This window comes from Streptomyces jumonjinensis (assembly GCF_009600885.1).
In the GTDB taxonomy this organism is placed as follows: domain Bacteria; phylum Actinomycetota; class Actinomycetes; order Streptomycetales; family Streptomycetaceae; genus Streptomyces; species Streptomyces jumonjinensis.
In genome coordinates, this window is record NZ_VCLA01000151.1 from 97,068 (window position 1) to 103,297 (window position 6,230).

The 6,230-nt window shown below is 67.7% G+C and carries 6 protein-coding genes; 1 reads left to right on the forward strand and 5 read right to left on the reverse strand.

The window, feature by feature from the left end; genetic code table 11:
• Positions 1 to 225: 225 nt before the first annotated feature.
• Positions 226 to 1,755: a helix-turn-helix domain-containing protein gene (locus FF041_RS19720; RefSeq protein ID WP_153524019.1), complete on the forward strand. Its 1,530-nt coding sequence runs from the start codon at positions 226 to 228 to the stop codon at positions 1,753 to 1,755.
• A 361-nt stretch (positions 1,756 to 2,116) separates the two neighbouring features.
• On the opposite strand, the gene FF041_RS19725 is transcribed toward FF041_RS19720, so the two are convergent.
• From FF041_RS19725 to FF041_RS19745, 5 genes are all read right to left on the reverse strand, one after another.
• On the reverse strand, positions 2,117 to 2,650 hold the full coding sequence (locus tag FF041_RS19725; protein ID WP_153524020.1) for a flavoprotein: 534 nt from the start codon (positions 2,648 to 2,650) through the stop codon (positions 2,117 to 2,119).
• A 432-nt stretch (positions 2,651 to 3,082) separates the two neighbouring features.
• Positions 3,083 to 3,547, reverse strand: coding sequence for a radical SAM protein (locus FF041_RS19730; protein WP_153524021.1), 465 nt, complete (start codon positions 3,545 to 3,547; stop codon positions 3,083 to 3,085).
• A 43-nt stretch (positions 3,548 to 3,590) separates the two neighbouring features.
• On the reverse strand, positions 3,591 to 3,764 hold the full coding sequence (locus FF041_RS19735; RefSeq protein WP_153524022.1) for a hypothetical protein: 174 nt from the start codon (positions 3,762 to 3,764) through the stop codon (positions 3,591 to 3,593).
• Positions 3,765 to 3,991: 227 nt separating this feature from the next.
• Complete coding sequence (locus tag FF041_RS19740; protein WP_153524023.1) at positions 3,992 to 4,480, reverse strand: hypothetical protein; 489 nt, start codon at positions 4,478 to 4,480, stop codon at positions 3,992 to 3,994.
• A 143-nt stretch (positions 4,481 to 4,623) separates the two neighbouring features.
• Positions 4,624 to 5,847, reverse strand: a complete 1,224-nt coding sequence (locus FF041_RS19745; protein WP_323392200.1) for a helix-turn-helix domain-containing protein — start codon at positions 5,845 to 5,847, stop codon at positions 4,624 to 4,626.
• Positions 5,848 to 6,230: the final 383 nt, after the last annotated feature.

Consider the following 6,230-nt stretch of genomic DNA (forward strand, 5'->3'; position numbering starts at 1 on the left):
GGCCCGCCGGTCCCCCCGCTCCCGGGATCCCGGGGTCCGGCGGGACCCCGGGACGGCCCGGATGGGGACCTCAACACCCGGATGGCCGCAGTCCGCTTGACCGGCGGGCCGTCCGGACGGATCGTCAGAGGGCGGCCCCGGTCGGCGGAGGAGCCTCGGAGGGATCTCACCCATACGCCACCCCCAACGCGCGGCTCATCTCATATCTGAGATAGCCTCAAGCGCATGGCAGACGACTACCTCGTACGTATCGGCAAGCTCATTCGTGACGCGCGGCAGCATCGTGGCTGGACACAGACGCAGCTGGCGGAGGCGCTCAGTACCAGCCAGAGCGCGGTCAATCGCATTGAACGCGGCAACCAGAACATCAGCCTTGAGATGATCGCGCGTATCGGTGAGGCGCTCGACAGCGAGATCGTCTCCCTGGGATACGCCGGACCCATGCATCTGCGCGTGGTCGGCGGACGCCGCCTCTCCGGCGCGATCGACGTCAAGACGAGCAAGAACGCCTGCGTGGCGCTGCTCTGCGGCTCGCTGCTCAACAAGGGCCGTACGGTGCTGCGCCGGGTGGCGCGGATCGAAGAGGTCTTCCGTCTGCTGGAGGTGCTCAACTCCATCGGGGTGCGCACCCGCTGGATCAACGAGGGCGTCGACCTGGAGATCGTGCCGCCCGCAGAGCTGAACATGGACGCGATCGACGCCGACGCCGCGCGCCGGACCCGGTCGATCATCATGTTCCTCGGCCCGCTGCTGCACCGGATGGAGTCCTTCAAACTGCCGTACGCGGGCGGCTGCGATCTGGGCACCCGCACCATCGAGCCCCATATGATCGCGCTCCGCCGCTTCGGGCTGGACATCACCGCGACGGAAGGGCTCTACCACGCGGAGGTGGAGCGGTCCACGGCCCCGGACCGGCCGATCGTCCTGACCGAGCGCGGCGACACCGTGACCGAGAACGCCCTGCTGGCGGCGGCCCGCCACGAGGGCGTGACGGTGATCCGCAACGCGTCGTCCAACTACATGGTCCAGGATCTGTGCTTCTTCCTGGAGGCGCTGGGCGTACGGGTGGAGGGCGTCGGCACGACCACGCTGACCGTGCACGGAGTGCCGACGATCGACGTGGACGTGGACTACTCCCCCTCCGAGGACCCGGTGGAGGCGATGAGCCTGCTGGCCGCCGCGGTGGTCACGGAGTCGGAGCTGACGATCCGCCGGGTGCCGATCGAGTTCCTGGAGATCGAGCTCGCGGTACTGGAGGAGATGGGCCTCGACCACGACCGCTCCGCGGAGTACACGGCGGACAACGGCCGCACCCGCCTGGTGGATCTGACGGTGCGCCCCTCCAAGCTGGAGGCCCCCATCGACAAGATCCACCCGATGCCGTTCCCCGGGCTGAACATCGACAACGTCCCGTTCTTCGCGGCGATCGCAGCCGTCGCCCAGGGCCAGACCCTGATCCACGACTGGGTCTACGACAACCGCGCCATCTACCTCACGGACCTCAACCGCCTCGGCGGCCGACTCCAGCTCCTGGACCCCCACCGCGTCCTGGTCGAGGGCCCCACCCGCTGGCGCGCCGCCGAGATGATGTGCCCGCCCGCACTACGCCCCGCCGTGGTGGTGCTCCTGGCGATGATGGCGGCGGAGGGGACCTCCGTGCTCCGCAATGTGTACGTCATCAACCGGGGTTACGAGGAGCTCGCGGAGCGGCTGAACTCGGTGGGGGCGCAGATCGAGATCTTCCGGGATATCTAGGCATCCCCTCTCCACTCCCGCCCATCGCTCAAGGGCGGCCCGATCGGGCCGCCCCGGGCCCTTGGCAGCCCTGCCTCTGACACTATGGAGATGTGGCGACGGCCTATGGTCAGGAAACGGCAAAGGCTCTCTAACGTCACAGCTCAGGAAGTGTGGTCCCCGCGCGAGCGGGGGTGTCCCGTGCCCGGGGAGGGGTTCACGATCACTGCCGACGTGGTCCCCGCGCGAGCGGGGGTGTCCCGGTGGCGGATGGTCTGGGTCGCAGCTTCACCGAGTGGTCCCCGCGCGAGCGGGGGTGTCCCGAGGATCAGTGTCCCGGTCGTTCCTTCAGGCCGGGGACGGCTCGGCATGGATCCGATGGTTAAGCCTGGGGTCGTTCAGCCAGTGCCGCGTCCACGGCCATCTGCCATGGGTACGGACGCCGCTCGCCCGGCTGATTCGGCTCGAACCCGCCGGGGCCGTAGAGCACTGTGACTCCTGCCGCACGAAGAGTCTGGACCGACCGGTCGATCTGCGGGTGGGCGGAGTAGGCCGCGTTGACGCAGGGCATCGCCACCGTGGGGATCCCCTTTCCGATGCCCTCCGCGACCACCCCGACGACGAAGTTCGCGGTGAGGCAGAGCGCCCACGCACTCAGACTGTTCGCGGTCACCGGGGCGAAGAGAATCACGTCAGCCTTCGGCCACACATCCGGCCGACCCGGACGCTTATACCGTGAGCGCACCGGGTACCCGGTCATCTCCTCCAGCACCGGGAGATCCTCACGCAGCCAGTCCGCCGCTGTCGGCGTCAACCCGAGGCATACGTCGACCCCGCGCGACTGAAGATCACGGATCACGGTATCGACCTCGAATACCGGCGGTGCCGCGCTTCCGAACAGATAGATCGTCGTCATGCGGCTTATCCGACCACATATGCAACCGCCCCTGGCTCAGCGGGAATCAGAGGCCATCACGAGGTCCGGCGGAACTCCCGTACGGCGGGCGGCATGAGCCGTTCGTGGCCGCGTTCGATCAGAGCAGCGACGACGGTGGGGTCGCAGAGCGCCCCTGGGGCAGCCCGACCTGTCTGCGACAGGGGGCGCGGGCAGGCCGGGGCGGTCTCGGGGGTCACTTCGTGACGCGTGCCGTCTCGGTTCGCAGGTGGACGAGTCTGCGCTGGTACACCTGGCCCGAGTAGTACGAGACCTCCGCCGGGGTGGCCGCGTTGGTCTCGATGATGTGCTGAGAGAACGCCTTCAGCGCGGCGGCCCAGGCGAGAGCGTGTTGCCGGCCGCCGCGCCCGCACTCCTGGGGCTCTCCGGAAAGACACAGCGGAAGCGGAGGGCCTACCTTGCTCGCGCGCCCTGCCGTACGTACCGGGCGAAGTTGGCGCGGGTGCGGGTGTGGGAGCCCCGGCGGGCGGTGACGGTGTCGTGTTCGGCGGCCTGGTCCGAGTAGTACGAGGTGGCGAGATCGACCCTGTGCTCGGTGAAGCAGGTCCAGAGGGAATCACTCACATGGGTGAGGTTGCTGTAGACCTCCACTCCGATGCGCCGGCCCCGGGCATGGGCGATCAGTTCCGCGAGATGGGGGTAGAGGCAGGGCTCCCCGCCGATGAACTGGATGCTCTCGGTGCCCAAGTCGGCGAGCTGGTCGATCGCGGACTTCCAGTCGCCAGAGGTCATGGTGCCGTGAGTGCCCTTGGGGCTGGAGTCGGCATAGCAGTGCGTGCATTCGAGGCTGCAGAACCCGGTGACCTCCAGCCAGGCGAACCCAAGCGTGGACGTGGGCGGTAAGACGGCAGCAATCATCAGAACTCCTTGCGGAAAGCTGGCTTTGGGGGCGGAACAGAGGTCAGTGAGACGACTCGTCGTCTGAGGCGGCGCGCTCAGCGGGCCCCGGGACGTCGGGGACCGTGACTGTGGTGACCTGCTCAAGCCGGTCGCGGAGGGCGAGCGCGGGACCGGTGAGACCGAGTAGCGCGAGCGCTGTGAGAGCGGCTCCGAGGGCGCGGTCGTAGGGGTCCATCGAGGTCTCCGGCAGGGGTCGTGTGGTTCAGCCCGTCCCGGTCGGGGTCGACCGGGACGGGCCGTTCCCGCCGGGCTGGGCGGGGGCCTGGGTGTGGCAGCCGTGTGTGCAGCGAAGCGTGAACACGGGCGGCTCGGCAGGGCTCTGGCCCTGGAGGCGTATCTCGCCGGGGCCCCGACATAGGTCGCATTCGTCCAGGCGGCACTCGGGCGACTTGTATGCCTGGGTCACCGGGGCCGTCGGAATTCCGTGTGCTCGGGGGTGAGCTGTTCGTGGCCGCGTTCGATCAACGCGGCCACCACACCGGGGTCGCATAGGCGGGCCGGGTATTCCATGGGGACGCACCAATGCAGAGGAGCGTGCTCGGTGAGGTCGGTGCGGGGCACGCCGAGCCAGGCTCCCCGGCTGAGGCAGCGGGCGAGACCGGAAGCCCACGTCTCAGAGGTCTGCGGGGGCACGAGCGCGTAGTACCAGCGCGCCGGGTCACAGATGACCGGACCGTCGAGGACGGCAGTCAGGTGTTCGGCGACGGTCGCGTGGATCGCGCTGTCAGCGGCGGCGTGCACCAGCTCGGCCGGGATACGGACCGCGTCCAGCCGGACCCCGGTGGGCAGCATCGTGTACGGGCCGCTACGCCAGTCCTCCCACACCGCCTGGGGTGCGTCGAGCGATTCAGCGAGCCACTGCCCGATCGCGCTGTCCGTAGTGGTCGTCATCGCGACTCCAAGGTGCCTGTGGAAGCGGCGGCGACCGAAGTTCCCGGCCACCGCCGCTCTTTCGATGGGCACGCTAGAGGCGCGCTGAGTCACCTTCCAGTGATGTGCTGTCATGCTTTGGTGATCAGGTGGGGCGTTGTGTCCTACTTCATCAGGCCGAGTCGGTCAGCGAGACCTAGCACCAACGCATCGCGACGCGGGGCCCGCTCCCGCAGGTCGGCGATCAAGCGGCGAGTCGTGGAGTGGTAGCGCATCCACTCAGGCGCGTCCTCCTCCGCCCGCAGGAGCGCACGCTCGGCCATGCGGTCCTTGCCGAGGTCGGTGTATGCGAGAGCGCGATCGACATGGAAACGGGCCCGCCATGTTGCCGGCAGCGCACCGAGGTTCGTCACGGCGCGGGCCGCTCGGACCGCTTCGGGCGACTTTTCCATCTCCACCAGGAAATTGACCTCAGCGATGCCCGTGTTCGTCGGACCGAAGGGGGTGGCGTAAATCGTGAGGTCCCGGCCCATGGCATGCGCCGCGCCCTTGGCCCTCCTGAGCAGATCCTGGACCGTGCCGTGTCTCTCCTGCCGGGCGGCAGCCGTCGCGGCACGGAGCAGAAGAATCCCCCAAAGGGCGAGGTCCTCGGGATCGGAGCGGAAACCGGGCTCGATCTGGTCGGCGCGTGCGAGAGCGATCCGTTCGGCGTCGTCAAGTCTCCCCTGCTTGGTAAACACCCAGGCCAGCGTCGACGCGGACAGAGTTTCGAGATTGGGGTCGTCGCTCAGCTGTATGGCAGCCATGGCCCGTTCCATGGCGGTGAACGCGGCGTCCTCTTTGCCGAGCGCGGTCAGCGTGGTGGCTGCGACCTGGTAAGCGACGGTGAGAACCGAGTGGGCCGCTGCCCTATCGCGACCGGTGTAAGCGTGAGCGGCGGCGCGCGCGTCCCGCACAAGCTGGGGCAGCAATACGCCGATTTCCCCCATACGTCCTTCACGGCGGATACGTTCCGTCGATCGCAAAGCGGCCTGTAGGTCTTGGATGCTGGGCGGATCTTCGGGGTCCGGCTCTCCTCCAAGCAACTCATCCACGGGGGACACGGCCTGACGCAGAGCCAACACCGAGGGCAGCCCGTTCGCTGTCTCACTGGATGTCTCAAAGGTGCTCGGCTGACCGACGAGGTAACTGGGCTCAGTGTCCAGCGCACGAGCCAAGGCGTTGATACTGGATAGGCGAGCGGTTTTGCGCCGACCCTGCTCCAGCTTGCGTACTACGTCCACGGACAGGTCCGCGCGTTCGGCGAGCTGTTCCTGGGTCATACCCCGTCGGTGGCGCAACTCTGCGAGTCGATCACCCAAACTGGATTCGAACGGGTTCACAGCCACCGCCAGAGGTCGAGTTCCAAGTACGCGCCGATGGATAAGTCCGGCGTACTGTGCTTACCCCGAATGCGTGAGAAGCCTTCCACCGAGGCAGAAGCAGACACGGTCCGGCACGCGGCCCAGACAACAGTCACTCGCAGGCGGGACTGCAACCTTCCCATTGCGGCAATCCACACGGTGGGTGCCAGGCCGTCATCTAGCAGCCGTGGACGCGCACTCGGCGTCGATCAGGCCGCGTAGCCGTACCACAATGGCGGTTGTGGAGCGGACTGATGACGCCCTGTGTATCACTCTGTAGTCGGCGTGGTGGGATGGATCCCGCTGAAAGGCTTTGAGCATGTCGGAGTGGAAGTCCCTGAGCGAGCGCACCGTGTACGAGAACCGGT

What these genes read in the sequence shown, in the direction of transcription:
- FF041_RS19730 (WP_153524021.1), bottom strand. Translation starts at nt 3,547, where the DNA reads ATGATTGCTGCCGTCTTACCGCCCACGTCCACGCTTGGGTTCGCCTGG.
- FF041_RS19725 (WP_153524020.1), bottom strand. Translation starts at nt 2,650, where the DNA reads ATGACGACGATCTATCTGTTCGGAAGCGCGGCACCGCCGGTATTCGAG.
- FF041_RS19735 (WP_153524022.1), bottom strand. Translation starts at nt 3,764, where the DNA reads ATGGACCCCTACGACCGCGCCCTCGGAGCCGCTCTCACAGCGCTCGCG.
- FF041_RS19740 (WP_153524023.1), bottom strand. Translation starts at nt 4,480, where the DNA reads ATGACGACCACTACGGACAGCGCGATCGGGCAGTGGCTCGCTGAATCG.
- FF041_RS19720 (WP_153524019.1), top strand. Translation starts at nt 226, where the DNA reads ATGGCAGACGACTACCTCGTACGTATCGGCAAGCTCATTCGTGACGCG.